Origin of the sequence: Streptomyces sp. NPDC015032 (genome assembly GCF_043080425.1) — a bacterium.
Classification (GTDB): domain Bacteria; phylum Actinomycetota; class Actinomycetes; order Streptomycetales; family Streptomycetaceae; genus Streptomyces.
The window spans coordinates 220,685-246,319 of the sequence record NZ_JBIBVN010000007.1; the positions used below are offsets into that span (position 1 = coordinate 220,685).

18 protein-coding genes are annotated in these 25,635 nt (G+C 71.6%); 11 read left to right on the top strand and 7 right to left on the bottom strand.

Going from position 1 to position 25,635, the window contains the following annotated elements:
* The first annotated feature begins 102 nt into the window (after nt 1-102).
* The 5 genes from xylB (at nt 103) to ACF08M_RS14135 (ending at nt 6,266) form a co-directional block, all read left to right on the top strand.
* Complete coding sequence (xylB, locus tag ACF08M_RS14115; RefSeq protein ID WP_392185500.1) at nt 103-1,584, top strand: xylulokinase; 1,482 nt, start codon at nt 103-105, stop codon at nt 1,582-1,584.
* Nucleotides 1,585-1,728: 144 nt separating this feature from the next.
* Nucleotides 1,729-3,006 carry a VWA domain-containing protein gene (locus tag ACF08M_RS14120; protein WP_392185501.1) on the top strand — a complete coding sequence of 426 codons (1,278 nt, stop codon included), beginning with the start codon at nt 1,729-1,731 and terminating at the stop codon, nt 3,004-3,006.
* Entirely contained in the window at nt 3,006-3,830 is an 825-nt protein-coding gene (locus ACF08M_RS14125) for a hypothetical protein (RefSeq protein ID WP_392185502.1), read from the top strand. The genes ACF08M_RS14120 and ACF08M_RS14125 overlap by 1 nt, the downstream gene beginning before the upstream one ends.
* A gap of 304 nt (nt 3,831-4,134) precedes the next feature.
* Nucleotides 4,135-5,511 carry a cytochrome P450 gene (locus ACF08M_RS14130; RefSeq protein ID WP_392185503.1) on the top strand — a complete coding sequence of 459 codons (1,377 nt, stop codon included), beginning with the start codon at nt 4,135-4,137 and terminating at the stop codon, nt 5,509-5,511.
* Nucleotides 5,512-5,732: 221 nt separating this feature from the next.
* Entirely contained in the window at nt 5,733-6,266 is a 534-nt protein-coding gene (locus tag ACF08M_RS14135; RefSeq protein ID WP_392185504.1) for a DUF4232 domain-containing protein, read from the top strand.
* 115 nt (nt 6,267-6,381) lie between these two features.
* Here the strand turns inward: ACF08M_RS14135 and ACF08M_RS14140 are convergent, their stop codons facing one another.
* Complete coding sequence (locus ACF08M_RS14140) at nt 6,382-8,439, bottom strand: phosphocholine-specific phospholipase C (protein WP_392185505.1); 2,058 nt, start codon at nt 8,437-8,439, stop codon at nt 6,382-6,384.
* Nucleotides 8,440-9,169: 730 nt separating this feature from the next.
* Between ACF08M_RS14140 and ACF08M_RS14145 the strand changes: the two genes are divergently transcribed.
* A complete protein-coding gene (locus tag ACF08M_RS14145) occupies nt 9,170-10,561 on the top strand; it encodes a hypothetical protein (protein ID WP_392185506.1) in 1,392 nt (463 codons plus the stop codon).
* Nucleotides 10,562-10,588: 27 nt separating this feature from the next.
* Here ACF08M_RS14145 and ACF08M_RS14150 read toward each other — a convergent pair whose 3' ends face one another.
* The 3 genes from ACF08M_RS14150 to ACF08M_RS14160 form a co-directional block, all read right to left on the bottom strand.
* Nucleotides 10,589-12,715 carry a tetratricopeptide repeat protein gene (locus tag ACF08M_RS14150; protein ID WP_392185507.1) on the bottom strand — a complete coding sequence of 709 codons (2,127 nt, stop codon included), beginning with the start codon at nt 12,713-12,715 and terminating at the stop codon, nt 10,589-10,591.
* A 141-nt stretch (nt 12,716-12,856) separates the two neighbouring features.
* Nucleotides 12,857-14,476 (bottom strand): hypothetical protein, encoded by a 1,620-nt coding sequence (locus ACF08M_RS14155; RefSeq protein WP_392185535.1) that lies wholly within the window; start codon nt 14,474-14,476, stop codon nt 12,857-12,859.
* Between the two features lie 199 nt (nt 14,477-14,675).
* A complete protein-coding gene (locus ACF08M_RS14160; RefSeq protein ID WP_392185508.1) occupies nt 14,676-16,826 on the bottom strand; it encodes a regulator in 2,151 nt (716 codons plus the stop codon).
* Nucleotides 16,827-16,952: 126 nt separating this feature from the next.
* Here ACF08M_RS14160 and ACF08M_RS14165 point away from each other — a divergent pair, with 126 nt between their 5' ends.
* The 4 genes from ACF08M_RS14165 to ACF08M_RS14180 all read left to right on the top strand — a co-directional run bounded on the left by ACF08M_RS14165 (nt 16,953) and on the right by ACF08M_RS14180 (nt 21,209).
* The gene (locus ACF08M_RS14165) at nt 16,953-17,681 is read left to right on the top strand and encodes a response regulator transcription factor (RefSeq protein WP_392185509.1); all 729 of its coding nucleotides are present in this window, start codon (nt 16,953-16,955) and stop codon (nt 17,679-17,681) included.
* 115 nt (nt 17,682-17,796) lie between these two features.
* Nucleotides 17,797-19,851, top strand: a complete 2,055-nt coding sequence (locus ACF08M_RS14170; protein ID WP_392185536.1) for a sensor histidine kinase — start codon at nt 17,797-17,799, stop codon at nt 19,849-19,851.
* A 124-nt stretch (nt 19,852-19,975) separates the two neighbouring features.
* Nucleotides 19,976-20,404 (top strand): hypothetical protein, encoded by a 429-nt coding sequence (locus ACF08M_RS14175; protein ID WP_392185510.1) that lies wholly within the window; start codon nt 19,976-19,978, stop codon nt 20,402-20,404.
* A gap of 172 nt (nt 20,405-20,576) precedes the next feature.
* Nucleotides 20,577-21,209 carry a class F sortase gene (locus ACF08M_RS14180; RefSeq protein ID WP_392185511.1) on the top strand — a complete coding sequence of 211 codons (633 nt, stop codon included), beginning with the start codon at nt 20,577-20,579 and terminating at the stop codon, nt 21,207-21,209.
* A gap of 693 nt (nt 21,210-21,902) precedes the next feature.
* Here the strand turns inward: ACF08M_RS14180 and ACF08M_RS14185 are convergent.
* Nucleotides 21,903-22,301 carry a VOC family protein gene (locus ACF08M_RS14185; protein WP_392185537.1) on the bottom strand — a complete coding sequence of 133 codons (399 nt, stop codon included), beginning with the start codon at nt 22,299-22,301 and terminating at the stop codon, nt 21,903-21,905.
* 92 nt (nt 22,302-22,393) lie between these two features.
* Between ACF08M_RS14185 and ACF08M_RS14190 the strand changes: the two genes are divergently transcribed.
* Entirely contained in the window at nt 22,394-23,383 is a 990-nt protein-coding gene (locus ACF08M_RS14190; protein ID WP_392185512.1) for a helix-turn-helix transcriptional regulator, read from the top strand.
* A 320-nt stretch (nt 23,384-23,703) separates the two neighbouring features.
* Here the strand turns inward: ACF08M_RS14190 and ACF08M_RS14195 are convergent, their stop codons facing one another.
* Nucleotides 23,704-24,570: a RimK family alpha-L-glutamate ligase gene (locus tag ACF08M_RS14195; RefSeq protein ID WP_392185513.1), complete on the bottom strand. Its 867-nt coding sequence runs from the start codon at nt 24,568-24,570 to the stop codon at nt 23,704-23,706.
* Nucleotides 24,567-25,514, bottom strand: a complete 948-nt coding sequence (locus tag ACF08M_RS14200) for a RimK family alpha-L-glutamate ligase (protein WP_392185514.1) — start codon at nt 25,512-25,514, stop codon at nt 24,567-24,569. Before ACF08M_RS14200 ends, ACF08M_RS14195 begins: the two co-directional genes overlap by 4 nt.
* Nucleotides 25,515-25,635: the final 121 nt, after the last annotated feature.

Here is a 25,635-nt window from a genome sequence, read left to right on the forward strand (position 1 = left end):
CCCCGTCCCGGGAGCCGCACCTGATGGGGCGTACGCTCCGCGGCCGGTCCCTCGATCATCTCCCCGCGCCCGTCGCCCCGCAGCACAGGAATGAGGTCACCCATGCCGCCGCGCAACGTCGTCATCGGAGTGGACAGCTCCACCCAGTCCGCCACAGCCGCCTTCGTGGACGCCGGGACCGGCCGGCTGCTCGCCGTCGGCCGCGCACCGCACAGCGTCACCGGCGAGGCGGGCGCCCGCGAGAGCGACCCGGAGATGTGGTGGCGGGCGCTGTGCGACGCCGTCGGTGCCGGGCTGAAGGAGTGCGGCGTCGCCGCTTCCGCCGTGACCGGCATCGCGGTCGCCGGGCAGCAGCACGGGCTGGTCGTCCTCGACCGGGCCGGACGTCCGCTGCGCCCGGCGATGCTGTGGAACGACACCCGCTCGGCGCCGCAGGCCGCCGCCCTCACCGCGGCACTGGGCGGGGCCGAACCCTGGACCGCGCGGACCGGATCGGCGCCGGTGGCCTCCATCACCGCGTCGAAGTGGCAGTGGCTGCGGGAGAACGAACCGGAGATCGCCGCGGCGGCCGCGGCCGTCCGGCTCCCCCACGACTTCCTGACCGAACGCCTCGCGGGGGCCGCCGTCACCGACCCCGGTGACGCCTCGGGCACCGGCTGGTACTCCACGGCGACCGGTGCGTACGCCCCCGAACTGCTCGAACTCCTTTGCCTGGACGCCGCGTTGCTGCCCGAGGTGGCCGAGACCGGGGCGACCCGCGTCGGCTCGCTCACCGACGAAGCGGCCGACGCCCTCGGACTGCCCGCCACAATCGCCGTGGCCGCGGGCACCGGGGACAACATGAGCGCAGCCGTCGGCCTCGGACTGGGCCGCGCCGGGCTGCTGGACCACCCCGTCCTCAGCCTCGGCACCTCGGGAACGGTCTTCGCCGCGTCCCTGACCCGGCCCGCATCGGCGGCGCTCTCCGGATTCGCCGCGGCGGACGGCACGTACCTCCCGCTGGCCTGCACCCTCAACTGCACACTCGCCGTGGACAAGGTCGCCGCACTGCTCGGCCTGGACCGCGACGCCGCGGACCCCGGCGGCGAGGCGGTACTCCTGCCCTACCTGGACGGCGAACGCACCCCGGACCTGCCCCGCGCCTCCGGTCTGCTCACCGGGCTCCGGCACGACACCACCCCGCGGCAACTCCTCGGCGCCGCCTACGAGGGGGCGGTCGTCACCGTGCTGCGCGCCCTCGACGGGCTCCTGTCGGCCTGCGGCCTCGACCCGGCAGACCCCGAGGTGGCCGCCCGGCCGCTGCGCCTGGTCGGCGGCGGTGCCCGGGGGCGCACCTGGGTGGAGACGGTACGACGGCTCTCCGGCCGGCCGGTGATCGTGCCCGGCAGCGAGGAACCGGTCGCCCTGGGGGCGGCCGCGCTGGCCGCCGCCGCGGCGACCGGCGGCGACCCGGTCGCGATCGCCGCCGCCTGGAGCACCGGCGAGGACGTCCGGCTTCCGGCCGTCGAACGGGACGCGGCCACCTGGGAGCGGGTCGGATCGGTACTGGAGGGGGCCGCGGCCCCCTTGCTGGGCGGTGCCTGACGCCCGTACACCTCCACGCCCGGCAAGGGTCGCTGACTGGCCGTCACTTCCCCTTGGCCGCGTACCGGGCGACGGCGCCGAACCGTCCTCGGCCGCCCCCGCACCGGTTTGGGGAAGCGAACCGATCTTCAATAGTATCCGGCGATGATCATAAGAAGAAGGCTGACGGTCGGGGTGGGCATCCTGCTCGCCACCCTGACCGCCGGGCTCGGTTCCGCGCTCCCCGCCGCGGCCGGTGAACCCCCCGCCGTAGCCTCCCCCAAGGTCGAGCTGGTGCTCGACGTCAGTGGTTCCATGCGGACCCGCGACATCGACGGCCAGTCCCGGATGACCGCGGCGAAGCAGGCGTTCAACGAGGTCCTGGACTCGGTGCCCGAGGAGGTGGAGCTCGGCATCCGGACGCTCGGCGCCGACTACCCGGGCAATGACCGCAAGGTCGGCTGCAAGGACACCAAGCAGCTCTACCCGGTCGGTCCCCTGGACCGCACCGAGGCGAAGACCGCGGTCGCCACGCTGGCCCCCACCGGCTGGACCCCGATCGGCCCGGCCCTGCTGGGCGCCGCCGACGACCTCAAGGGCGGCGACTCCACCCGCCGGATCGTGCTGATCAGCGACGGCGAGGACACCTGCGGGCCGCTCGACCCGTGCGAGGTGGCACGTGACATCGCGGCCCGCGGTATCCACCTCGTCATCGACACACTGGGCCTGGTGCCGAACGCGAAGATCCGCGAGCAGCTGACCTGCATCGCCGAAGCCACCGGCGGCACCTACACCGCCGTCCAGCACACCGATCAACTCTCGGGCCGGGTAAAGCAGTTGGTGGACCGGGCCGCCGAGCCCGTCGTCACGCCGGTGGCGACCGAGGGCGCGGACCGCTGCTCCACTGCCCCCCAGCTCAAGCCGGGCCTGTACACCGACCGCGAGAAGTTCGGCGAGCACCGCTGGTACCGGGTGGACGTGCCGCCCGGCCAGGAGCTGCGCGCCTCGGTCAGTGTCTCCGCGGACCGGGCGGTGAACAACGACTACGGTGTGCTGCTGCGGGCGGTGACCGTGCACGGCCGGGAAATCGTCCGGGGTTCGGAATCGGGCACCGGCCGCACCGACGCGATCTCCTCCGGCCTGCGCTACCCGAAGCCCGAGCAGGACGACACGGACGACGGCGAGAAGCCCCCCGCCGAGACCGTGTGCCTCCAGGTCAGCAACTCCTTCTCGGCCCCCGCCTCGGTGAAGACCGCGCCGGGCATGCCCGTCGAGCTGACCGTGGACCTGGTGGACGCCCCCGACGACGCGGCCGATGTCGCCGCGTTCGGCCTCGGCCACGGCTGGTGGCTGCTGGGCGTGCTGGTTCTCACCGGACTGGTCGCGGGTCTGCTGACCGGCTGGATCTCGCGCTGGCGCGTCGCCGTCTGGAGGACCAACTGATGAAGCGTACGAGACGTGTACTCGCGGGTGCGCTGCTGACCGGCCTCGCCCTGCTGACCTCGGCGGGCGCCGCCTCGGCCGACGGCCCGTCGGAGAGCCCGAGCCCGAGCGCCTCCGACGGCGCGTCCGGCCCCACCGAGGCCGGCACCGCCTTCCGTACGGCGACGGCGATCCAGCAGAACCAGCGGGCCACCGCCGGTGCGTCCACGGGCGACTACCTGTACTGGGTGTTCCCCGCCGACGCGGGCCAACGGGCCACGGTCAAGGCGAAGATCACCCTGCCGGAGAGCGCCGCCCGGCACGGCGCGTCGACCTGGCAGGTCGATGTGTACGACGGACTGCGGCGCCGGCAGGCCTGCATGTACGGCCGCCAGACCGGGAAGGCGGCCGCCGACGCGTCGGCGGTCGAGCTGACCTGTGTGCTGCGGACCGTCCGTGCCTGGTCCGAACCGTGGGCCAACGACCCGCTGCCGGGCAGTTACTACGTGCGCCTCACCGTCGTCGACCTGCCCTCGGCGGACCTGGGTCTTCCGGTACAGACCGAGGTCGAGGTCACATCGGTCGACAAGGGCGGTGCCGCCGATGTGGACGGCACGCTCGCCGAGCCGCTGGTCCCCGGTGTGTCCTCCGTGGCGAAGACCTCGGACACGTCGGCCAAGGCCTCGCTCGGCAGTGAGCCCGAGGACGACTGGGCCTCCGGCTGGTGGACCGACCGCTGGCTGTGGACGATCGGCGGCGGCGTACTCGGTGCGCTCGCGGCCGTGTTCGGTTACTCCCTCACCCGTGGCACGGGCCGCCCGTCACGGGTCCCGCCGGGCGTCTGACCCGTACGTCATGGAACGGGCTCCGGGCCGGAGCCCACCCGCGGTGCGGCGGGCTCCGGCCGGGAGCTGCCGCACCGCAGGGCCGGAAAACGTCCGGGAATGCATCACCGGACCGCACCGCCGGGCGGGCTCGGCGACCGAGCCCGCCCGGCGGTGGCGGACGCCCCTTCGCGACCGCCCGGCCGCCCGCACACCCTCGCGGCCTCCGGCCGGGCTACCCTCGACAACTCACGTACCACGCACGGCAGATGACGCCTTCCGCGCCGTGCGGCAGTCAAGGGACCACAAGGGAGCGGAGACTTTCATGTCCACGGAGACCGGCCGGGCCGTCGATGCCGAGCCGCGAGGCCACACCATCGTGCCCGGCCCGAAGGGACTGCCGTTCCTCGGGAATCTGCCACAGTTCGCCAAGAACCCCCTCGCCTTCTTCGAGCGACTGCGCGGACACGGGGACATGGTCGGCTGGCGATTCGGCCCCAACTCGTGCGTGTACGTGTCCGATCCGAAGTGCATAGGCGAACTGCTCACCGAGACGGAACGCACCTTCGACCAGCCGGCCCTCGGCATCGCGTTCCGCACGGTGATGGGCAATGGCGTGGTGGTCGCCCGGGGCGCGGACTGGCGCCGGAAGCGGTCGCTGGTGCAGCCTTCCGTACGCCCCAAGCAGGTGCGGTCGTACGCGGCGACCATGGCGGGCACCGCGGTGGAGCTGGCGGACACCTGGTCCGACGGCGAACGCATCGACATCAAGCGGGAGATGGCGTGGCTGACGCAGAAGATCGCGGTGCGCACGATCTTCGGCGTCGACACCCCCGCCGACGCCGATGCGATGGGCCGGGCGATGGATGTGGCGCTCCTGGAGATCGGCAAGGAGTTCGCCGGGATCGGCGCGCTGCTGCCGGACCGGGTCCCGACACCGGGCCGGGCCAGGATCAGGAAGGCCGCCGCGGTCATCGACGCCGAGGTGAGCCGGGTCGTCGCCCGCCACCGCGACGGCGGGGACGATCGCCCCGACCTGCTGAGCCGCCTGCTGACCGCGGTCGACGAGACCGGTGCGCACCTCACGGACCAGGAGATACGCGACGAGACGGTCACGCTCTACATCGGCGGACACGAGACGACCAGTTCCACTCTGGTGTGGGCCTGGTACCTGCTGTCCCGCAATCCGCGGGCACGCGCCGCGCTGACCGAGGAGCTGGACCGGGTACTCGGTGACCGGGATCCGGAGTTCGAGGACTACGCCCGGCTGACGTACGCCCAGTCGGTGGTCAAGGAGACCCTGCGTCTCTACCCGACGATCTGGCTGGTCACCGGCGTCGCCAAGGAGGGGGCGCGGATCGGCGGAGTCCCGATACCGGTGGGCACCAGGGTGTGGACCAGCCAGTGGGCGACGCACCGTGACGAGCGGTGGTTCCCCGAGCCCGAGGAGTTCCGCCCCGATCGCTGGGATCCGGAGCGGGGCGACGCCATCGAGGAGTACGCCTGGTTCCCGTTCGGCGGCGGCCCCCGGGTCTGTCTGGGCACCCGGTTCGCGATGGTCGAGGCGGTGCTGATCCTGGCGGTGCTGGCACGCCGATTCGACCTGGACGTGGACCCGGGCACCGTCAGCCCCGTACCCGCGCTGACGCTGCAACCGGACCGCGAGGTGATGGCGACCGTCCGGGCGCGCCAAGGGGCGTAGGGCCTCTCGTTCGGATCACGCCGGGCTCGCGGGGTCCGGCACTGCACCTCGCCGCATGGTCGTCGGGGCGACACGGCGCCGGCACCCGGATACACCGAACCGATAGGTCCAATCTGTCGCGGAGATCACACCGCACCGGTCACACTGGCTGTGCCGGCCTCCCCGGCCGCCGGGCCTTCCGGCCGTACCCGCAAGGCTGTCGATCCGACGGGAGAAACACCATGCGTCTCCGTTCCGCCGTTCCCTCCGCCCTCTCCGTCGTCGCCCTGGCGCTGACCGGCACCGCTGTCTCGGCCACCACCGGCACGGCCGCCGCCCGTGTGGTGCCCCGCCCCGGCGTCTGTCCGGAGAAGGCCCTCGATGTGCGGGCAGCGCCCGGCGGGCAGCGGAACGCCGTCCGTATCAGCATCAGCAACCAGGGCGGCGCGGCCTGTGCCGTGGACCGGATCCCGACGGTCACTTTCCGGGGCCTGGACGGTTCCGCGGAGGCCGTGCCGCCCACCGGGAGCGGGCCCTACGTCCTCGCGCCCGGCGAGCGAGCGTACGCCGCCCTGCGCACGGCGGACCCGGCCACCGCCGAAGGACATGTCGTCGGCAGTCTGTCGGTGGCGGCCGACCCCTCCCACCTGGGCGTCACCTTCCGGGCAGCCACCGTGGGCATGCCCGCGGGGATCCATGTGTGGGTGCCGGTCACCACCCTGTGGCAGGAGTCGCGCGCGGCGGCCGACCGGGCCCTGTCGGACGCGCTGGGCTGAGGGCGGAACGGGCCGCACGGTACGGGCGGTCCTGCCCCGGCCGTGACCCGAAGCGCGGCGCCGTCCCGCCCGGACCGCTGTTACCCTGCCCGCCGCCCGCCGCCCGGCCCGCGGTTCAGCCGGTGATCAGGGCCGGGTCGCTCGTCCCCGCCTCGCCCGTCTCGACGTGTCCGGCGAATCGCCGCAGGAACGTGGTGTCCGTGTCGCAGACCACGGAGATGTCGTACCAGCGACCGCTCCCCCGCAGGTCCACCGAGTGGGTCACGGTCGCACCCGCGCGCACCGTGAATGTCCGGACGGATTCCCCGTACGCTTCGCTCACCGTCATATGGGCATCACCGGAACCGGCGTGGGTCATCGTCAGATCGAGACGTCCGTCGGTCGCGTTGTGGCGGGCGGTCACCTCGGGCCCTGCCGTTTTGCCGGCCCCCTTGAACGTGCGCAGGAAGCCATTGGGACCGTACACGCTGAGGTTGGTCAGACCGCTCGAGTAGGCCGTGTTCCAGGTGTCGGAGAGCGACTTGCCGGCCTCGGCGGTGTAGGTCCAGGGGCCGTCGGTGCGGTTCGCGGACGTGACCAGGAACTGCGCCCCGGCCGCATCGCCGCCGCTGAACGTGAGGCTGTACTTGCCCGTGGCCGGGTTCGCGGCGCCGTCGACGAACGGCGCGTACGGCAGCGGCCGGGTGGGACGGGAGCCCCGTTCCTGCTTCGGCACACTGCCGACGGCGGGCGGAACGGGCACGTAGTCGGGATGCCGGTTGCGGTCCGGCGGCAGGTATCCGGCCGTCGAAGGCAGCGCGACGGGCGCGGTGTCCGCACGGCGGAAGTCGAACGCCGAGGTGAGGTCACCGCAGACGGCACGCCGCCAGGGCGAGATGTTGGGTTCCTGCACGCCGAAGCGGCGCTCCATGAACCGGATGATCGAGGTGTGGTCGAAGACCTCGGAACAGGAGAACCCTCCGGTGCTCCACGGCGAGACGACCAGCATCGGCACACGCTGCCCCAGACCGTACGGGCCCGCGGCGTAAAGCAGGTTGCCCGCGAAGTAGTCGGCCGAGGTCGCCACGGTGGAGAGCCCCTGGGCCGCACCGGACGGCGGGTACGGCGGCACGACGTGGTCGAAGAAGCCGTCGTTCTCGTCGTACGTGACGAACAGGGCGGTCCGTCCCCATACCTCCGGGTCGGACGTCAGCGCGTCCAGCACCTGCGAGATGTACCAGGCACCGTAGTTCACGGGCCAGTTGGGATGTTCGCTGAAGGCTTCCGGGGCGGCTATCCAGGAAATCTTCGGGAGTTTTTTGGCCTTCACGTCGGCCCTGAGCCTGTCGAAGAGCCCGTCGCCGTTCTTGGCGTCAGTGCCGGTGCGTGCCTTGTCGTAGAGCGGGTCTCCGGGCTTGGCGTTGCGGTAGTTGTTGAAGTACAGCAGCGAGTTGTCACCGTAGTTCCCCCGGTACGCGTCGCTGATCCATCCCCAGGACCCGGAGGCGTCCAGCCCGTCGCCGATGTCCTGGTAGATCTTCCAGGACACCCCGGCCTTCTCCAGGCGTTCGGGGTACGTGGTCCACCCGTACCCCGCCTCGTCGTTCCCGAGCACGGGGCCGCCACCGACGCCGTCGTTCCCGGTGTATCCCGTCCACATGTAGTAGCGGTTCGGGTCCGTGGACCCGATGAAGGAGCAGTGGTACGCGTCGCAGACGGTGAAGGCGTCGGCGAGGGCGTAGTGGAACGGTATGTCCTCGCGGGTGAGGTAGGCCATCGTCGTCGCCGACTTGGCGGGCACCCACTGGTCGTACGCGCCCTTGTTGAACGCCCGGTGTCCGCCCGCCCAGTCGTGGTTGAGGCCCTGCATGAACTGGAGCCCGAGGTTGTCGGCCGTGGGCCGGAACGGCAGCACTTCCTTGATGCCGGACGACTGGTGCCACACCGGTTTGCCGCTGGGCAGCGTCACCGGTCGCGGGTCGCCGAAGCCACGTACGCCCTTGAGCGTGCCGAAGTAGTGGTCGAACGAGCGGTTCTCCTGCATCAGCACGACGATGTGCTCGACATCCTTGATGGTGCCGGTGGCGCCCTTGGCCGGGAGGGAGGCAGCGCGGGCAATGCTGTTCGACAGCATGGAGAACGCGGCTGCGCCTCCGGCGAGTTGCATGAAGCGGCGTCGGTCGATATCAGCCATGGTGAGGACCTCTGTGGGGTGAGGAGACACGGGGCGAAAGCGACTGGAGTGTTCCAGAGTTCACCGGGCCGCGGAAGGGCCATGCGGTGTGGACAGGGTGGCGATCCGCCGAACAGGAGGAGGCGGGCCGGGGCCCGCGGCGGTCACTGCGGGCGCCCGCTGCGGGCGCCGCCCTTGCCGCCCCGCTGTCCGGCTCCGAGGGGCGCCCTGACCCGCCCCGTCGTCGCCGCGGGTCGTGCCCGTTGACTATCGTGGCCGGACCGGACCGGATGAAGGGGCGTGCGGATGGCGTATGGGCGGGCCGAGTGGGTCCGGGTACCGGTGGGGGACGATGCGGCGCGGTGGGCGACCCGGGGCAGGTGCCTGCGCGTCCTCGTCGTCGTACACAACGTGACCGCCGCGACCCGTCTGCTCGATGTGCTGCCCCTGTTCGACGACGACTGGCGCGTCCAGCTGCTGGTGACCTGTACGGGCTCCTCGGCGTTCGCGGCCGGTACGGCGGAGTTGCTTGCCGATACCGGGGTTCCGGTCGTGCCATGGGAGCAAGCGATCGAGACAAAGGTGGATCTGGCCATCTCCGCCAGTTTCGGTGGCCAACTGGACTCTTTTTCCGGGAAGTTGGCCGTCCTCTCACATGGCGTTGGATACACTAAGAGGCTGGCTACACCGGACACCGGACACCGGACACCGGACACCGGACACCGGACACCAGGGCGGGGGCGGGGCGGCGATGGCACCCGCACCCGTTTTCGGGCTTGCGCCGGAGTGGCTGCTGTCACGGGGCGCACCCCTCGCGGACGCACTCGTCCTCTCCCATCCCGAGCAGTACGAACGGCTGCGCATCGCCTGCCCCGAAGCGGCGCCCACCGCTGTCCTCGCCGGGGATCCCTGCTTCGACCGGATGCTCGCCGCCCGGCCCCGTCGCGATCGCTTCCGCCGCGCGTTGAACGTACGGCCGGGGCAGCGGCTCGTTCTGCTCAACTCGACCTGGAACTCCAACTCCCTCGTCGGTGACGGCGAAGCGGGGCGGGACGGGGGTGATGTCGTCGCCGCGCTGCTGGATCGGGTCGCCGCGGAGTTTCCCGTGGACGAGTACCGGTTCGCGGCCGTACTGCACCCCAACGTCTGGCACGGCCACGGGCCCGGCCAGATTCGCGCCTGGCTCGATCGCGCGCGGCGCGCCGGACTGGCACTCATCGATCCGCTGAAGGGCTGGCGGCAGGCTCTGCTGGCCGCCGATGCCGTGATCGGGGACCACGGTTCCGTCACCTACTACGCCGCCGCCCTCGGCACTCCCGTGCTCCTGGGAGCCGCACCGCTCGACGCCCTCGATCCCGACGCGCCGATCTCCGCGTTCATGCGGGAGGCGCCGCGGCTCGATCCCGGAGCGTCACTGGCGGAGCAGATCGAGCAACTCATCGGCTGTCACCGGCCGTTGCCCGGACCTGCCGAGTTCACCACCTCCGTCCCGGGTGAATCCGCGGTCCGGTTGCGGAGACTCTTCTACTCGATGATGGGTGCGCCGGAGCCCGGCCGGCCGGCCTCCCTGAAGCCGCTCGCGCTGCCCGATTTCGAGCCCGGAACGGTCACCGTCCCCCTGCTCGTGGTGTCACAGGTGATCGGGCCGGGAAGGATCACGGTCGGTCGCTGGGCCGGGACGCCGCAGCGGGCGGCCCCGGATGACGGCGCAGAAGCACATGTCGCCGTGCACGAGGACACCCGTGACGTGGACCAGCTGGATCTCGCCGATGTCATCTTCCGGGACGGGGCGCCCGATGATCCGCGGTTCGGGTCCCCGTCGGTCTGGACGGCCGAGGTACTCCGCCGCCATCGAGGCTGCTCGCTCGCGGCCTATGTGACGGGTTCGTCCATGTGTGTGGTCCGGGTCCGCGGCAAGGAGCCGCTGCGGGTGGTGGCGACGCCCGCCGCCGATGCGGGAGACGCCTCCGGTGCGGACCCCGCGACGTATGCCTCCGCCCTGTACGCCTGGCTGGCCACGGGCAGCCAGGACGCGGCCGCCGTCGACGGGCGGCTCGCACAGGTGGTGGCGGAAGGGCTCTGGGTGCGGACCGGTGCCCGGCTGCACCGTGTGCGGGTCGAGCCTCTGGCACCTCCCGGATGAGGGGAGGCGCCAGAAGCGGGACAGCCCTTACGGGGTGACGCAGCGTTCGCGCAGGCGTCGCAGATGCGAGAGGTGATACTCCGCACGCTGGCCGTCGAGCGTGGTGATCGCCTCGTCGATCAGGGGCAGGGCCGCTTCGGTGTCCCCTCCGTCCAGCCAGGTCTCGGCCAGATCGGTGAGCGTCCGGGCCGTGTTGTACGTATCACCGCTCGCCCGGAAGCGACGCAGTGCGGTGCCCAGCCTGTCCCGGGCCTCTTCGCTCCGCCCGAGCCCGCGCAGGGCCCGTCCGCGGTGGCGCTCCAACAGGGCCTGGGCGCGCGGCAGGTCAGCGACTCCTTCATCGCGTCCACCCAGCGAGCCCAGGATGTCACCCGCTTCCTCGAAACACTCGTACGCCTCCTGGTACCGCCACTGGCGCAGCCTCAGCAGGCCCAGGAACTCCACGGCCGAGGCGTGGCCTCGCTTGTGGCCGGCCGACTGCTCGGCCCGCGCCGCTGCCAGCGTCTCGGCCTCCGCTTCCTCCCAACGTCCCAACTCGGTGAAGGTGTGGGCAAGTTGCGCATGGAGCGCTCCGGCGTCGAGGCTTCCCGGACGATGGCCGTCGACGAGACGTGCTCCGATGCGCAGCGCCGGCAGCAGCATCTCGTGGTGCCCCGCTTTGAGCTGTAGCGGCCACAGGGAACGGCACAGGCGCACGGCGGTGTCCGGGTCGCCGGACTCCTCGGCGCAGCGAACGGCCTCGACCAGATTGCCCGACTCCGCGAGCAGCGCGTCCAGGGCGGTACCCCGGTCCTCGTATCTCTGCCCGTTCCGGTCGCCGGTGGGCTGCGGGACGCGCCAGCTCTCCGGGAGTGCCTGGTGGGCCGCCGTTGCCGCCAGGTCCGCATAGGCGAGAAGCGTGCGGGCGAGAGCGGCGGAGCAGGCAGCGATGCCGTCCTCGCGGATCGCTGTCGCTTCGGCGTGTGCCCGGACTCCGGGGCGGTAGCGGTAGCGCCCGTCGCCGGCCCGGCTGTGTTCCAGGAGCATCCGGTCGGCGAGGTCCGCCAGGAGTTCGGCTGCGGCAGCGGGGTCCTGACCGGTGGTCCGCCCGGCCGCCGTGGCATCGAAGGCGGGCCAGCCGCGCAACGCCATCAGCCGGTACATCCGGGCGGCTTCCGGGGTGAGGAACTGGTAGTTGTCCTCTGCCGCTCCCTGGACCGGATCGGCGTCGGCCACGGTCCGGTGCGGCAAAAGCGTGGGGGCCAGGAGCCGGTCCGCCGCTGCCCGGAGCGCGTACGGAGATCCGCCGCAGCGCGCGAGCAGCGACGGCAGCGTGGCGCGGGCCGCGGCGACGGTGGACTTGTCGGTGATATCGGTGAGCAGCCGTACGGCGTCCCGGTCGGTGAGCGGACCGACGGGGACCCGTACGGCGTCGAGACCGGGGAACGGGGTCCGGGCGACCACGATCGTGAAGACCCCGGGTGCCGACGTGAGGAAGGGCCTGACCTGGGCCGCCGAGTGCGCGTGATCGAGCACGACCAGAAGTCTGCGGTCCGACACGCAGTGTCGGAAGAACTCACCGAGTCGGTCGGTCGCGGTGGGCATCTCCTCGTCCCGCACGCCCAGTTGACGGAGCAGCACGCGCAGGACGGTGCCGACGTCGCGCGCGCTCGTGGCGCCCCCGCCGCCGAGGTCCGCGTAGATCTGTCCGTCCGGGAAGAGACGGTTCGGCCGGGAACCGTAGTGCACGGCGAGCGCGCTGGACCCCATGCCGTCCGGACCGTACACCAGGGCGAGGCGGGGCCTTCCGTCGGCGCGCCGGGATGCCTCGCGCTGGAGTCGCCTCATCGCCTCCTTGCGGTCCGTGAAGAACCTTATGGAGGCGGGGAGGTGCGACTGCGAGGCCCGCCCGGGATGCGGTCCGCCGTGCACTCTGGACGCGAACGCGTTCCAGGCGGCGGCGAGTTGCGGGTTCACACGGATCTGCTCGTGGACCATGCGGGCCACCTCGTCCCGTTCACCCGGCGCCGCGGGCGCGGGGACCTCCCGCCCGACGATTCTCCGCACGAGGCCGCCGGTCGACTCCCAGGCCCATTTGCCGGCCTCGTTGGCCATTCCCGAACCAACTGCGCCGAGTACCGCCGAAATTGCCGCCACCGAGGTGGGATCCAGCATGTCGCGCACTCCTCGTTCCCGGTGTTCCGCGCGGTGCGCCCTCCCCGGCACCGCCGCTGTCACCATGCGGATCTACGTTAGCGGCAGAGCGGGCAACATCCCCTGGACACGGCGATGATGGCCGGTCTGCCCCGCCCCGGGCTACCCGTGCTCCGGGCCGTCCCCGGTCGGCAGCGGGTCACTGGTTCCACGGGGCGAGAACGTCACATGGATCTGCCAGTCCCCGGTCCGTACCGACAGGCCGTCCGTCAGGTCCTGGCCGGTGTCCCGTGCCGTATCGGTGAGCCAGAGGTTGACGGCCGCGCCCAGAACCACGGCGTCGAGCGGGGGCCGTCGTGTCCCCCATGTCCGCTCGGTGCGCGCCTCCAGCTCGCGGCCGCCGCGCAGGCGGACCAGGCAGCGGGTCGTGTCGACCGCCGCGACCAGGACGTTCGCATGCTCGGATCGCCGGCTTTCGCGGTCGGCCCACTCCGTGGCCGGGAGCTCGGCCTCGATCTCGGTCCGGGCGACGACCTCTGCGGCCTGTCTCCACAACAGGTGGTTCTCCTCACCCGTGACGGCGTAGAACCCTCTGGCCTCGGTGTGGTGCCCGGCGATCATCGGCCGGCGCCGGACGTCGACGGTTCCCGTCCCGTCGTGGGCGCCGGTGACGTCGTAGGCCGTGGGCGCGGGGCGGTGTGCCGGTTCGGGCGCCGGGACGGGAGAGGGGTGCGGCGCGTACCGCGGCGGACGTACACCGCGCTGCGCCAGGAACGCGTACATCCGTTCCTGTGTCCTCGCGCCCGAAGTATCGACGGAGGCCAGTTGCCGGTCGACGACCGGTCTCAGGTCTTCGGGGTCGTAGCGGCGTGCCGCATCCATGAGCTGGGCGTACACGTCCCTGTCGGGGGCGAGCCGGGGAGCCCGGTGGGCGAACGCGGCGGCGGGGGACGCGGGATCCAGTTCGTCGAGCCCGGTCGCGGCCAGCAGGGTGACCCGGTCGGCGGCGGCCGAGTAGAAGGATGTGGAGCCGTGGTCGCCCACCACCCAGTCACTGGCCACCACCGCCGCTCGCCAGCCCTCCTGCGGCGGGATGATCATGAGTCCGGCGTCCATCGCCTCGGCCAGCCGGTCGAACACGCCGTCAGGGGTGTGGCGCGCCCAGACATTGGGGTGGAAGACGGCCGCGACCGCGAACTCGTCGACGGGCAGCGAGGTGACGAGGCGCAGGGGCAGGCCGGGGTGGCGGCCGAGCAGCGAATGGCTGCTCCAGGTCGAGTGGACGACCACCAGCCGGCGTCCGTTGACGGCACCGAGCCGCGCCCGGTAGTGGTCGCGGCGGGACATGCTGGCCCGGATCCGCTGGAAGCACCAGTCGCCCACGGTCACGGCGTACGGAACTGCTTCCGGGCAGGTCTCGGCGAGCCGGTCGATCTGTTCCGGGTGCGAGACACCGATGGCCGCCGGAACCACCTTGCCGCGCCACATGAGTTCGCGGCGGGACAGCCCGGCGGGCGACCGGGAGTCCCCGGTGGACTCCGTCACCAGACGGTTGTAACCGGCGCCGTGCGGCAGGACCATCAGCGGGGCGTCCAGCCGTCTCATCGTCGGGTGCACCGAGCACGAGACGGCGAGGTCGAACGAACGCCGGGTCGCCTCCTCCCAGGTGAGCACCCGTACGCCCAGGGCGGAGAGGTACTCCCCGAGCCCGTCGCCGAAGACCGAGCCCGGATTGACGGTGTAGTACTTCTCGATGCCGTCCTCGGCGCGCAGCAGGCGCATGACGTCGAGCACCCGCGTCGCGGAGGTGAGGGTACGTGCCACACCCAGGACAGCAGCCTTCGACGGCTCCCAGGTGTTCCAGCGGGACCGGCCGGACCGGGCGGCGGCCCGGCGGCGCAGCTTCGACGGCACCAAGGTCAACAGTGGCTCCGGAACAGTGAAGGTGAAGGAGTTCGGCGGTGACGGTCGTCGGTGCGGGTCATCCGGCCGGTGGCGCCATGCCCAGCCGTCGGCGCAGTTCGCGCAGATGGTTGTCGCAGGCTTCCCGCAGCGGCATGTCGTCCGTCCGCTCCGCCAGCTCCGCGAGAAGGGAGAGCGCCTGGTCGAGCTTGGCGTACAGCTTGGACCGCGCGGCCCGGTCCGCCGCCACGAGAACGGTCTCGACGGCTCGTTCCCAGCTCTCCAGGCCGATCAGGGCCCGGGCGGCGACCAGGCCGATACGCGGCAGCATGGCGTCGTCGCCACTGTCGCGGGCGGTCGCCGCCGCGCCGTCCAGCACGTCGAGCGCCTCCTGCCAGCGGCCTCCCGCGACCAGCGCCTGCCCGATGTTGTAACTCTGCACCACGATGCCGTGCTCGTCCTGGCAGGCGGTGTTGGCCCGCAGCGCACGCTCGAAGAGGTGGCGGGCGTCGTCGGGACGCCCGAGGGACAGCGCGATCAGGCCCTGGGTCTCCCACACCACACCGCTCAGCCGGGCGTCGTCGACGAGATCGAGCAGGCCGGTGGCGGCCGCCAGCTCGCGTTCGGCCCGTTCGAACTCACCCAGTTCGTACTCGGCACGGGCCAGCTGGTTGCGCATGCGGACCTCGACGTCCGGCCGGCCTTCCCGCTGGGCGGCCTCGGTCCCGAGGCGGTGCGCGTCGATCCAGTCGGCGTAGTCCTTGCGGCTGTGGTAGAAGGCCCACAGCGATTCGCAGAGCCGCCACACGGCGTCGTACCACCGTTCTCCGTCGGCGGCGCGCAGCACGGCGATGAGGTTGGCGCGCTCCGCGTCCAGCCAGTCCAGGGCACTGGCCCGGTCGGTGAAGAGCGGCGCACCGGGGCCGAGTTCGGCCGGCGAGCGCGCCGGAGGCGCCTGCAGCCGAAAACGGTTGCCGAGAATCAGCGCGTCCGCGTGTGCTGCCGCTTCGGTGTAGAAGCCGACGACCGCCTCCAGTACGGCCCGGCGCTCCTCCCCGGGGGCGTCCGCCGCCCGGAGACGCGCGTGGGTCCGGACGATGTCGTGCAGCCGGTAGCGGGGGCCGTTGTCCGGCCCCTCCACGACCACGGCCAGGTGCGCCATGAGCAGGTCCCCGAGGGCGTCGTCGACCTGTACCGCACCGGCGGCCCGGAGGGCGGCACCGGTCACGGTCTTCATCGGGAGGAGCCCGAGCAGGCGGTAGAGCTGCCGCGTAGGGTCGTCGAATCCGTCGACCACGGTGTCGAGTGCGGCCCCGACGCTTCCCGTACCCGTGTCGCCCACCATCGCTCCGCCCCTTCGCGTCCTCGTTCCGTCGGTCTCCCGCGGCTCCTCGCCCGCGCCGTGTCCGTGCTGGGCGGCGAGATCGCGCACCACGTCATCGAGCCGCAGCTGGGGGCGTCCGGCGAGCCACTCCCCCACGGCGCGCAGGGCGAGCGGCAGCCCGCCGCACAGCCGGACCAGTTCGGCGGCGGCGTCCTCGGCCGCGGTGACGTGCCACCGCCGTACCAATTGCACGCCCGCGCCCACGTCGAGCGGATCCACGACGATCGACACCGCTCCGTCCATCTCCAGCGAGGGCAGGCGCCTGCGGCTGGTGACGACCAGCAGACCGCTGGGCGGCATCAGCGGCCGCACCTCCGGGGCATGGTGCGCGTTGTCCACGACGACCAGCACGGCGCGACCGGCCGTGATACTCCGGAACAATCCGGTCCGCTCCGCGGACCCGGGAGGCACGTACTGGTTGTGCACCCCCAGGGCCCGCAGAAATCCGGCCAGTACCCCGGCTGTGTCGACGGCGCCGTCCCGGCGGTAGTCGTCGAGGTCGACGTACAACTGGCCGTCCGGGCAGTGCTCCTTCACGTCCTCGTCGACCCAGTTCGCCACCAGCTGTGTCTTGCCCACGCCGCCCAGTCCGGTCACCACGACCATGCCGGGCGACCGCTCCATGGAATACGAGGCCGCGACCGCGCGGAGGGCGGCGAACTCCGCGGTGCGGTTGACGAAGCATCGGCTGGGCGGCGGCACCTGGCTCGGTGGCACGCCCGGCGCCGCGGGCGGCAGGACGATCTGTCCGACGTTCCTGGCCATGACCAGCGGGCCGGCCACCACCGCGTCCCCGGAGAGGGTGTTGTGCACGGCGCCCTCGTCCTCCGTACCGTGACTGCTCACCCGTACTCCCTTCCCGGCCGGCCCGTGTCTGCGGGTCCAGACTATGGTCCGGTGATCCGCTCCACGTCCGAACGCGGAGTTCCGACGCGACGAGGGACCTGTGCGAGCTCGTCTACGATCGTCCGCGTGTGCGCAAACGTCATAGTCGCCGAAGACGACGAGAAGCAGGCCGAACTCGTACGCCGATACCTCGAACACGAGGGGCACGCGGTCAGAGTCGTCGGGGACGGCCTCGCGGCCCTCGCCGAGGTCCGGCACCGGGAGCCCGATCTGCTGGTGCTCGACGTGATGATGCCCCGGGCGGATGGTCTGGACGTGGTGCGCGTGCTGCGCGCCGAGCACCGGGAGGTACCGGTGCTGATGCTGACGGCCCGCAGCACCGAGGACGATCTGCTGCTGGGCCTGGATCTCGGCGCGGACGACTACATGACGAAGCCGTACAGCCCGCGCGAGTTGATGGCGCGCGTGCGGACGTTGCTGCGCCGCGCCCGGCGGGTCTCGGCGGATGCCGGTCCCGCCGCGGACCAGGCACTGACGGTGGGTGCGCTGAGGGTCGACCCGGTCCGGCACGAGGTGTCGGTCGAGGGCCGGTCCGTGGAGTGCACGCCCGGTGAGTTCCGGATTCTCGCCGCGATGGCGGCGGAGCCCGAGCGGGTCTTCAGCCGGCAGCGGCTCCTGGAGGAGCTGCACGGCTTCGACCGGTACATCAGCCTCCGCACCGTCGACGTGCACATCATGAACCTGCGGAAGAAGATCGAGCCCGCGCCGCGTCGGCCGGCCCGGCTGCTCACCGTCTTCGGTGTGGGGTACAAACTGACGGATCCGGCCAGGAAGGCCTCCCGTGCGTCGTCGTAGCCGGGTGGGCAACGTGCCCGTCCGTAGTGACCAGCGGGCCCGGACGTGGCGTGAACAGCGGGCGCGGCGCCGTCGTGAGCGACGAATACGTCGTGCGGAGCGGGCGCGGCTGCCGTTGCGCAAGAGTCTGTTCGGCCGGCTGCTCGCGGTGTCGGCACTGGTGGCGGCGTGCTCGGTGGCCGCCACCGCCTGGATCGCCGTACAGACCACGTCCGGAGCCATCAAGCAGGAGCAGGGGCAGAATCTCACCGCGGACGCCCGGATCTACAACACCCTGCTCGGATATGCGGCGACCCACCCCACCTGGGACGGTGTCGGCGGCACCGTACGCGACCTGGCGCGGCAGTCCGGCCGGCGGATCGCGCTCACCACCGAGCAGCGCCGGCCGATCACCGATTCCGCCACCCTGCCGTCCCCGCCCGCACTGCCGCCCCAGGCGTCGGCGATCGTCGATCCGCTGTCCGTGGACACGGCCCTGTCCCAGACGGTGGGCCGGGCGGCGAATGGCGCGGCCGACCGTGTCGACCCGCGCGCGGTCGGTCCGTTCCGGCTCCCCCGGGCCGAACGTGCGGCGTTGCAGCGCGCCGCCGAACGGAGTGTGGCGTGCCTGAGCCAGTCCGGGGTGGCGGCGGACGTGGTCCAGGGACCGAGCGGTCGCCCACGCATCGAGCTCGTCGGCAATGATCCCGACCGGCTGGACAACACCCGGTGCGCCTCCGACGACCTGGACCTTCCGACGGCGACCGAGCGCAAGGCGCTGGGAGAACTCAACCAGTTGGCCAACGCCTGCCTGAAGCGTCAGGGCCGCGGCGGCGTGCGGCTCAATCCGGACCTGTCCTGGGGCGAGCGCCCCGAACCGGTGCCGACCCCGCGTGCGGCCCCCACGGGGGTCACCCGCGCACCGAGCGTCCGGACCGGCGACGACGACCGGGCCACCGCCTCCTGCGTGGGCACGGCCCGGCGCGAACAGCTCAGTTCCTATGTCGCCTCACCCGCGCTGCTGTTCATCGGCGACGAGGGCAACACGACCGTGCCCGGCTTCGACCTCTCCCCGGCGAACACGGCGAAGATCGCGGGCGCCGCGGCGCTTGTCCTGGCGCTCACCGTCGGGGCCACGGTGCTGGCCGGGGCCCGGCTCGTACGGCCGTTGCGGGCCCTCACCGGTGCGGCACAGCGCATGCGGGACGGGGAGGACTCCGCGCCCGTGCTGGTCACCGACGACAACGAGATCGGGCGGCTCGCCGCGGCCTTCAACGACATGGCCGCCCACCGCGCCCGCCTGGAAGGGCAGCGCAAGGACATGGTCAGCGACGTCGCCCATGAACTGCGCACCCCACTGAGCAATATCCGCGGCTGGCTGGAGGCGGCGCAGGACGGTCTGGCGGAACCCGATCCGGCGTTCATCTCCTCGCTGCACACGGAGGCCGTGCAGTTGCAGCACATCATCGACGACCTCCAGGATCTGGCCGCGGCCGACGCGGGTGCGTTGCGGCTGCACCCCGAGCCGGTACGCATCGAGGACGTGCTGGGCCAGGTGGCCGCGGCCCACCAGGGGCGGGCCGAGACGGCGGGAGTCGCACTGACGGTCCGCACGTCCCCGGCCGGGGATCCCCTTCCCGGTCTGACGGCCGACCCGGTCCGGCTGCGTCAGGTCATCGGCAACCTGGTGTCCAACGCGGTGCGCCACACTCCGGCGGGCGGAAATGTCACCTTGTACGCGTACGGCTCCGAGTCCGCGACGGACAAGGCGACGGCGGGTGCGCAGACGGCGGTGGGAGCACAGGCAACGGTGGACGAGGTGGTGGTGGACGTCACCGATACCGGCAGCGGGATCTCCGCCGTTGATCTGCCGCATGTCTTCGACCGCTTCTGGCGCGCCGAGAAGTCCCGCAGTCGCCGCACCGGCGGCAGCGGGCTGGGACTGGCGATCGTACGGAAACTCGTCGAGGCGCATGGCGGCTCGGTGAGTGCGGTGAGCGTCGAGGGGCGTGGCTCGGTGTTCACGGTCCGCCTGCCGGTGGAGGCGGCGGGGACGGGAACGGAACCGCAGCCGGGTGGGACGAATGGCCCGGGTGAGCCGGGAGGGGTATCGGCGGGCGTGCCGGGGAGCGGTACCGGTGACCGCGGGAGCGGCAGGGACGGCGGCGGGCACGGTGCGGACCGGATCTGATGCGATGACCACAGCGCTCTGACAGCTTCTTCATAACTTCGCGCCAGCCTGTCGGCATGCCTCGCGCCCGGTGCGAACCGGCATCCGGGCACCACCGAGGCCGACCAGGAATGGAGCCATGCCCATGCCCCATCGTCTGTCCTTCCGTACCGCCGTCCTTGCCGCCGTCGCGGCCGGTGCGGTACTCGTCCCGTCCACCGCGGCCTTCGCCGACAGCGCGCCCAAGCCTGTGGCCTCGACGCCGTCCGCCGAGCGGTCCGCCGCGGCCGAGCGGGCGGACGCGGCCAAGCGGGCGGCCCAGCCGTCGGTGGCGCCCCGCGGCGGCGTCGCCGCGGGCGACAAGCCGGCTCCGGCACCGGCCGTGCGGGAGGCCGGCACCGAGCGTTCGGCCGCCCCCGCTCCGCGTGGCGGCGTCGCCGCGGGCGAGCGGCCGGCCGGTACCTCGGGCGACCACACCACCGCCCTCGCCGGGTCGGCCGCGGCCGCCCTGCTGGTTGCGGGCGCGGGGACGGTCGTCCTGCGCCGCCGCTCCGCCGCACAGCAGGGCCGCTGAGCCGACGACATGTCACATCGCGTCACACCATGTGACATCGCACGACATGTGACATCACTCGGCACGTGACCGAGCACGGCAGCCGACGGCGCACAGCAGTCGGTCTGCCGCGTGGCGCCGCCCCTCCCGGGCGGCGCCACTCCCCGTCTCCGCCTCTTCCTGGAGCCCCACCATGTCCCGCAAACCTCCACCGCTCTGGCGCGCCGTCCTCCCTGCACTCGCCTGCCTCGCCCTCGCAGGCTGCTCCTCCTCCCCCTCCTCCTCCGGTGCCGTGGACGCGCCGTCCGGCGCCCCGGACGCTCTCAACTCCCCGAAGGAAAAGGGTTCCAGGGCGGCGAACGAGCCCGGCTCCCCGGAGTCCGCCGCGAGTCCCACCCATGTGAGCATCCCGTCGATCGGGGTGAACAGTTCACTGATGCGGCTCGGGCTGAACAAGGACGGCACGGTCGAGGTCCCGCCCGCCGAGAAAGGCATGACGGTCGGCTGGTACACCGGCAGTGCCACCCCCGGTGAGCGTGGCGCCGCGGTCCTCATCGGACACAACGACACCCGCTTCGGGAAGGCCGTCTTCCACGATCTGAAGAAGATCGACAAGGGCGCGGACATCGCGATCCGCAACGACCGTGGAGCGGAGATGCACTTCAGGGTCACCGGCACCGAGACCGTCAGCAAGAAGGCCTTCCCGACCAAGAAGGTCTACGGCTCCACCGACCAACGCGCCCTGCGCCTCATCACCTGCGACGGCGCCTTCGACGCACAGGGACACCCGGTGGACAACCTCATCGTGTACGCGAACCGGAGCTGACGACGGCGTCGAGGAACACCGTTTCGCAGCTGGCCACGGTGATCGCCCAGCCCTTTCTCACGCACTCCCACGGCCGGCCCTGAGGCCGAGCCAAGTCCATGGTGGTGACGGCCTCGCGGCAGTCCGCCGTGCAGACACTCTCCCGTCTCAACCGCACCGCGGATCGCAAGTCCCAGGCCGACTTCGCGGGTCCTGGGCTTCGCCAACGACGCCCAGGACATACAGGGCGCGTTCCACAGGTACTTGGAGGAGGCGACGACGCGGACGGGCCGGGCAAGACGGTGTGGGCCGTGATGGAGGTGACATTGCCGTAGACGGACCGTCGCATCCGCGATTGAGCTCGCCTCTGCCCGCCGCACCACCGGCTCGGGGGTGCCTCCGGAATGGCCTCGTTGTCCACGAGGAGCCGGACAGTTTGCGGCCGCCTCTGCCGCTTACGGACGCCTCCTGCCGCGTACGCCGTCAGCTCGGTGAGCGTCCGGGGATCAGTGCCCGAATCCAGCGCCTTGAGGACTGCCGTGCCCAATTGCCTGCATCGCGTCTCGTTGGCAAAGGTGCTCGTGACATAGCTCTTGCGGGTAAAGAGGGTGTCGGGGTGGTGATCTGACAGGCAAGGACGTCCTGGACTTGGCGGCCGCGTTCACCGGGAGCCCCGGGATCTCAGGGCTCCCGCGTGAGCGGCTGTGCGTTGCGTCAGCGCGCGAACTTCTCGATGGCCGCCGGGGTGACGGGGGTGAAGAAGTTGACGAGGTTGCCGTCGGGGTCGCGGAACAGCAGTGACCGATTGCCCCAGGGCATGGTGGTGGGCTCGCTGACGAAGTCGGTCACGAAGCCGGTCAGGTTCTGGTGAACGCGGTCCACGTCGTCGACGAGGAACTCGGTGATCACGCTGTGGTTGTCCGCCGGGCGGGCAGAGCCCGGGGCGAACAGCGGGACGGTCCGGGTGCCGGCGATCGCGAGGGTGGCGCTGGGGGTCTTGAGTTCGGCGAAGTCCTCGGTGGCCCATATCGCCCGCATCCCTGTGGCTCGCTCGTAGAACTCGACGAGGCGCGCAACGTCGCTGGTGATGATACGGATCGAGACGAAGTCCATGGTGATCTCCTTGGCTGTGCTGGAGTCGTGCATTTCGCAGACTAGGAGAAATAGTGGACAGAATCGGTCCTGTATTCACGTAAGCTGTGAACATGTCCCGACCCACTGGCCGCGTGCTGACACTCCTGGAGCTGCTGCAGTCGGGCGGCACCCGGACAGTGGCCGAACTCGCCGGCCGGCTCGGCGTCGAAGGGCGTACCGTGCGGCGCTATGTGGACCAGCTGATCGACCTGGACGTGCCCGTGGAATCGGTGCGCGGCCGCTACGGCGGGTACCGGCTCGCCCCCGGGTACCGCTTGCCTCCGCTCATGCTCAGCGACGACGAGGCGCTGGCCGTGCTGCTCGGCCTGGTCGCCGGCCGCCGAGCAGGGCTGACGTCGACGCAGCACACGGCAAGCGAGACGGCATCGGCCAAGATCCGGCGGGTGCTGCCCAAGCACATCGCCTGCCGGCTCGACACACTCCTGGAATCCCTGGCCTTCACGGATCAGCGCGGCGAGTTCGACACCCCGGACGCCGAGGTCCTGCTCACCATCGCCGATGCGGTACGTCACCGTCGACCGGTCTCGATCCGCTACACCGACCGCGACGGACGGCGCAGCGAACGCACACTGCACGCGTACGGGATCGTCGCCCATTCGGGCCGGTGGTACGTCACGGGCAAGGACGACCAGATCGGCGAGGACCGAACCTTCCGGCTCGATCGCATCGCACACACGAGGACCCTGCCCGGCTCATTCGAAGCGCCGGCGGGTCCCGGTCCGGCACAGCGCGTGTTGTCAGGGTTCGCCACGGCCGAGTACCGGCATGAGGTGACCTTGCGGATCCACGGGACAGTTGAACAGATCCGCGCCCACCTTCCCGCCAGCGTCGCGAGCCTGGAGGAGCACGAGCCTGCGGCAGGCGAGGACCGGGCAACCGAGCGCTGGCTGCACATCGAGCTGCGGGCGGAGCGGCTCGACTGGTTGCCTCCGGTACTCGCCTCACTCGACCGGCCGTTCGTCATCGAGCGCCCCGATGAACTACGCGATCTCGTTATCGCGCACGCCGATCGCCTCGCGTCCTACGCCCGCCAAGCCTGACAGCGAGGAACCAATGTCATGAGATGGCACAGCTAAGGGCTGTCCCGGTCCCGACTCCTCATGTTTTCGCGCCCGTCCCCACCAAGCCGCTCAGCACCGAGAGCGAGCCACGGCACCGACCACTGCGGGCAGACCCTCCGGGCCGGCAGGGCGCCACCTCTGGATCTGCGGCGCATCGAGGCCGGAACCGAGTGGCCTTTCCTGCCGCGGCTGGATCCTGGTCGCCCGCGACGGAACGGTGAAGGTCCTCGACTTCGGGATCGCGGCGATCCTGCGAACCGATGTCACCAAGCCGACCGCGACCGGCACCCCCATCGGCACTATCCAGTACATGGCACCCGAGCAGGTGCGCGGCATGCTGCGAGAGGGCCGGGCCGGGGGCGTCGCAGTGCCAGGGCCGCCAGCGCCGCAGGGGCGCCCTTCGGGCCGCGGATGCCCGGGAAGGCGTTGATGTCGACGACGACGGGCGCCCCCTCTCGGTCCAGCAGGTCGACACCGTAGACATCCAGGCCGAAGACCTCTCCCGTGTGGAGGGCGAGTCGGGTCCAGGCCCGCGGCAGGTCACGGACCAGTGGCGCGGACTGGGCACCGCCCGGCGGGGCCCCCACGGGTGCGGGGCGCACCCCCGTGAACACCTCCCCCGCGATCACCCACAGCTTGTGGTCCCAGCCGCTGTTCGCGACGAACTCCTGTAGGACGACGGGCTCGTCGGACCACGTGGCGGCAAGGTCCCGGAGCTCGGCCGGACCGTCCACACGGGCCACCAGGTCCTGGCGCCGGCTGTGGCGGCTCTTGACCATGAGCGGATAGCCGCTCTCCGGCTGTTCCGCTCCGTGGAGGGCTTCGGACAGCGCGTCCAGGGTCCGTGTCCGGGGCATCGGCAGGTCGGCGCCTTCCGCCACGGCGGCGATCCGGCTCCTGTCCTGGCACAGCTCCGTCGCGGCGGCGGAGTTCACCACCCGGGCGCCGTGTGCTTCGAGGAAGCGTGCCAGCGCCAGTGCCCGGGGGGTATGGGCCTTGAGGAGGTAGACATCGGCGAGATCGTCCGGGGTCACCAGTTCCGAGGGGGATCCGGTTCCGGTGTCCGGGTTCAGGAACGTCACGCAGTGCTCCGCCGCGATCAGCGCGGAAGAGACCGCGGCGAGCAGCGGATGGTCCTGCTTGTCGGTCAGCAGACACACCCTCATATCTGCGCGGCTCCCGGCACGGCTGCCAGCATGTCCGCTTCGGAGCCGGGGACGGGGTGCGGATGAGGCAGTCCGTGGGGGATTTGCGGCTGCGCAGGAATGCGCGGAGCAGGGGCGAGCATGCCCGTCCTGGCAGCGCCGCCCTCCCTGGCCAGGTCGAGGACGGCTCCGGCCAACCGGGACACGGCATCGGGTACTTGACGGAAGCTCGGGAAATCATTGATGTCGACGATCACGGGGCCGTCCGGGCCGAGCACCACGTCGATGCCGTACAGATCGAGGCCGAAGACCGCTCCCACCTTCGCCGCCGCTGCGGCCACCTCGGCGGGCAGGGGGACGGCTCCCTCGTCGACCGGCCCGTCCGGGTGGAGCGGGGAGCGGCGCAAGGTCGCGTGGAACTCGCCCGCGAGACAGTAGACCTTCAGGTCGGAACCCGAGTTGGCCACGTAGGGCTGTGCGATGAGTTGGCCCTCCCCCGCCTGCTCCGCCTCCGCCAGCCGCCCGGGGTCCGGCACGAGCCGCACCCCGCGCCCCGAGCTGCCGTCGGCGGGTTTGACCACCAAGGGGAAGAGCTCGTCGGGAACATCTGCGAACAGCGTGGCCCTGGGTGCCGAATAGGTCACCGGAACCGGTAGCCCGTGCTGCCGCGCGATGACCGATGTGAGGACCTTGTCCCGCACCGCGCGGATCGACCGCGCATCGTTCACCGTGGTCAGACCCACGGCCGCCGCGGCCTCCAGAAGGGTGAGCCCGGGGCCGCCGGACACGGTCTTGAGCACCCAGGCGTCATGGGTCCCCGCCCGTACCTCTTCCGAAATCCGCAGCAGCGAGCCGCCGGGGCGCACCACGTCCACCTGGTGTCCCCACGACGACAGTCGTCGGGCCACGTCAAGCGGCATGCCGTCATGCCGGTACAGCTCTTCGACGAGGAAGCAGAGCTTCATCCCAATACCCCTCGGTGCCCCCATGGTTGATGCGGGCACAACGATCCCTTGCAGTGCTCTTCCGAACACCGCCAAAAGCGCAACGTTACGTCATGCTCGCCCCAAAGCAACGCCGGTCGGA